Annotated in this window: 3 protein-coding genes and 1 pseudogene; all 4 read right to left on the reverse strand. The window is 62.8% G+C overall.

What is annotated here, in order from left to right; translation table 11 throughout:
- On the reverse strand, positions 1–2,020 hold a 2,020-nt coding region (locus Q8K05_RS01030), incomplete at its 3' end, for a bifunctional aconitate hydratase 2/2-methylisocitrate dehydratase (protein ID WP_305244696.1).
- Positions 2,021–2,082: 62 nt separating this feature from the next.
- Positions 2,083–2,712, reverse strand: coding sequence for a hypothetical protein (locus Q8K05_RS01035; protein WP_305244697.1), 630 nt, complete (start codon positions 2,710–2,712; stop codon positions 2,083–2,085).
- Positions 2,713–2,756: 44 nt separating this feature from the next.
- A complete protein-coding gene (locus Q8K05_RS01040) occupies positions 2,757–3,755 on the reverse strand; it encodes a CoA ester lyase (protein ID WP_305244698.1) in 999 nt (332 codons plus the stop codon).
- Between the two features lie 160 nt (positions 3,756–3,915).
- A pseudogene (locus tag Q8K05_RS01045) lies at positions 3,916–4,191 on the reverse strand (malate dehydrogenase); the annotation flags it as partial.

Below are 4,191 nucleotides of genomic sequence, written 5' to 3' on the forward strand. Positions count from 1 at the left end.
CGTATTCGGCGTCTTTGTCGGCTTCGAGCAGCTCGGGGTTGGCCAGCCAGGCTTCCACCTTTTCAATGCGGCGCTGCAGGGTGCGCTTGTCTTCGTAGCCGTCGGCGATCCTGTTTTTCATCAGCACGATGTTGCTGGTGAGGTATTCCTTGATCGGCTCGGGGTTGAGCTTGATGGTGCAACCGGCGGCCGAGCGCTCGGCGGAGGCGTCGGAGAGTTCAAACGCTTGCTCGACCTTGAGGTTGGGCAGGCCTTCGATCTCCAGGATTCGACCGGAGAATTCGTTGATCTTGCCGGCCTTGGCGACCGTCAGCAAACCTTGTTTGATGGCGTACAGCGGAATGGCGTGTACCAGATCGCGCAGGGTCACGCCAGGCTGCATTTCGCCTTTGAAGCGCACCAATACGGACTCGGGCATGTCCAGCGGCATCACGCCGGTGGCGGCGCCAAAGGCGACCAGACCGGATCCGGCCGGAAAGCTGATGCCGATCGGGAAACGCGTGTGGCTGTCGCCGCCGGTGCCGACGGTGTCGGGCAGCAGCATGCGGTTGAGCCAGCTGTGGATGATGCCGTCACCGGGACGCAGCGGGATGCCGCCACGGTCGCTCATGAAATCGGGCAATTCATGGTGCATCTTCACATCGACCGGCTTGGGATAAGCGGCGGTATGGCAGAACGACTGCATCACCAGGTCAGCGGAAAATCCGAGGCAGGCCAGGTCCTTGAGCTCGTCGCGGGTCATCGGACCCGTGGTGTCTTGCGAGCCCACAGACGTCATCTTGGGTTCGCAGTAAGTACCGGGACGCACACCCTGGCCTTCTGGCAAGCCGACCGCGCGGCCGACCATTTTTTGCGCCAGCGTGAAGCCGCGCCCGCTATCCAGCGGGCTTTGAGGCAGCCGAAACAGGGTGGACACCGGCAGGCCCAGCGCGGCGCGCGCCTTGGCGGTCAGGCCACGGCCCACGATCAGGGGAATGCGGCCACCGGCGCGCACTTCGTCGAGCAGCACATCGCTCTTGAGCTTGAACTCGGCGATCACTTTGCCGTCTTTCAGTGCCTTGCCTTCGTAGGGGCGCAGTTCAATCACATCGCCCATGGCCATCTGGCTCACGTCGAGTTCGATCGGCAGCGCGCCGGAGTCTTCCATGGTGTTGTAGAAAATCGGGGCGATTTTTGAGCCCAGGCAGACACCGCCAAAGCGCTTGTTCGGCACGAAGGGAATGTCTTCGCCGGTGAACCACAGCACCGAGTTGGTGGCCGACTTGCGCGATGAACCGGTGCCCACCACGTCGCCGACGTAGGCCACGAGGTTGCCCCTGGCCTTGAGTTCCTCGATGAACTTGACCGGGCCGCGCTTGCCGTCTTCTTCAGGGGTGACGCCAGGGCGGGCGTTTTTGTGCATGGCCAGCGCGTGCAGCGGAATGTCGGGGCGGCTCCAGGCGTCGGGCGCGGGCGACAGGTCGTCGGTGTTGATCTCGCCTGCGACCTTGAACACGGTCAGCTGGATCGATTCAGGCACCACGGGGCGGCTGGTGAACCATTCGGCGTCGGCCCAGCTTTGCAGCACGGCTTTGGCGTGGACATTGCCTTTTTCGGCTTTTTCCTGAACGTCGTGAAACTGGTCGAACATCAGCAGGGTGTTTTTCAGGCCACTGGCGGCCTGGCTTGCAACGCTTTGTTCCGCGTCGTCGAGCAGTTCGATCATGGGGCTGATGTTGTAGCCGCCCAGCATGGTGCCCAGCAGCTGCGTCGCCTGGACCCGTGAAATCAGCGCGCATGGCTCGGTGCCGTGCGCCACAGCAGCGAGGTAGCTGGCCTTGACCTTGGCCGCATTGTCAACGCCCGCAGGAACGCGGTGGGTGATCAGCTCGACCAGAAAGGCCTCTTCGCCCTGGGGCGGATTTTTCAGCAATTCAATGACCTCGCCGGTCTGCTGGGCCGACAGCGGCAGCGGCGGAATACCCAGGGCGGCGCGGGCAGCGACATGGGTGCGGTAGCTTTGCAGGAACTCTGATGACATGCTGGTTTTCCTCTATTCAAAATTATTGGGAAATCGTGGAACTCATGGGTCTGAAAAAAGACTTATTGGGCGGTCGGCGCCGGCAGCGGCGGCTCTGCTGCAATAACATTGGGCTTGGGCGCGTCCAGCACACTGGGGGGTGGGTTGCGCTTGAGCACCTCGGCCATCGCCACTTGCGTCGGACTCATGCACTCATCGGCCAGGCGAATGCCCAGTTTTTGGTTCATCAGCATCGATTTGTTGGCCAGTTGCAGCCAGACCGCACCGGCCTTTTGGTCTTCCAGGCGAATAGCGCCCGTCGTGGTGGCCACCGGGAACATGCGGTACTTGAAGTTTTTGCCCTGCAAATCGAAGTAGCCGGGCGCTTTGTCATCCTGGGTCAGGTTGACCGATGCCCCGAGCTCGCAAGGCAGGCTGCCCACGTGCACACGCTCGGCAATGACCAGTTCGGCCGGGGTCATGGCAGCCTCGGCGGCTTCAATGCCGGCCGCCACGTTCTTGGCGGTGCTCTTGAGCTGGGTGCGGCTTGCGCTGACCGGGGGTTTATTTTTGGCTGCGGCCTCTTTTTTGCTGGCAGCAGCCGGTTTGGCAGCCTTGGGCGCCGTGGTTTGCGCCGTCGCCAGGCTGGAGGCGGCCATGAGGACAGCCGCGGTCAAGGTGCAGGCAAGCGTTGTGAGGGGAATAGTTTTCATACGGCCTTCTTGAAGTGGTGAGAAGTGATGTGATGTATGGAAGCTCACGCGAGCTCCGCCTGAAAATAGATTTGCGCCTCGGCGGGAAGCACCCGGCCGGTCTGGTGCGCGCGCTCCAGCACCTGCCAGAAGTAGCGGTAACTTGCGCGGTCGTGCAATTTACCTTGGAAACTGATGGGTGCCCAATTGGCACGGGCGGCAGCAGCTATTATTTTTGTAGCATCTTCAATCTCACCCTCCGTGGGCGAAAAGGCTTCCAGGATGGGGCGGATCTGATGCGGGTGAATGCTCCACATGCGGGTGTAACCCAGTTCGCGGGCAGCTTTGCCGGCAGCGGCCTTCATGGCCGCCGTGTCGCTGAATTCTGTGACCACGCAATGCGACGGCACCTTTCCGTACGCATGGCAGGCCGATGCGATCTCCAGCTTGGCGCGCAGCACCAGCGGGTGGGTGAACTGGCCCCGGCTGCTCATGCCGTCGGCCGGAATCGCACCGCCATGCGCGGACACGAAATCCATCAACCCGAAGCTCAGCGACTGCACGCGGGGATGGGCGGCAATTTCAAAGGCGTTATGAACAGCCAGCGGGGATTCAATCAGCACATGCAGCGGCAGCTGATCAGCCGACGCGGCATGCAGCGCTAGCACGGCCCGATTCACATCGTCAACGGACTCCACTTTGGGAACCATGAGGTGGGAAAGCGTGTGCGCCAGCGATCCGGCAATGACCGCCACGTCGGACTCGAAAGCGGGATGGTCTACCGCATGCACGCGCACGGCGACCCGCGCCTGGTTGCGGGCCAACGTTGCCAGCGCCACCACCATGGCCGCGTGCTCGGCTTCACCGCCCACGGGCGCGCCGTCTTCGCAGTCCAGCGTCACGTCAAAAACGCAGGCGCCAAACTCCTCCATCATCTCGGCCTGCAATTGCAGGCTTTTGCGCATCCGCGCCTCCACGCCGCTGTAGTGGTCGCAAACCGGCAAAAAAACCGTTGCGGCCTGGGCGCCGAGGAGAACGTCGCGCGGATGAGAAGTGGCCCCCACGCTTGTCGCTACGCGTACCGCGCTGCCCCCCGAGGGGGCTGAACTTGCTTGGGGCGGCCCGGCGCTGCGTTCGCTTACCCCCACGCTTGTCGCTACGCGTACTGCGCTGCCCCCCGAGGGGGGCTGCGCGCCTGGGAGCCGCTCGACGTCGCTCATCTGCTTACAGAAGGTGCTTGACGCCGTCTTGCTCGCCCTGCAACTCTTCCAGCGTCTTGTTGATGCGTTCCTGGCTGAACGCGTCAATCTCCAGGCCTTCGACCAGCTTGTACTCGCCGTTTTCGCAGGTCACGGGGAAGCCGAACATCGTGTCTTTCGGAATGCCGTACTGGCCGTCCGACGGAATGCCCATGGTGACCCACTTGCCATTGGTGCCCAGCGCCCAGTCGCGCATGTGGTCGATGGCGGCGTTTGCGGCCGAGGCTGCGCTGGAGAGGCC

The organism is Polaromonas sp. (genome assembly GCF_030682935.1).
Taxonomy (GTDB): domain Bacteria; phylum Pseudomonadota; class Gammaproteobacteria; order Burkholderiales; family Burkholderiaceae_C; genus Polaromonas.

Coding starts and splice junctions, on each gene's coding strand:
- Q8K05_RS01035 (WP_305244697.1), bottom strand. CDS start 2,712: ATGAAAACTATTCCCCTCACAACGCTTGCCTGCACCTTGACCGCGGCT.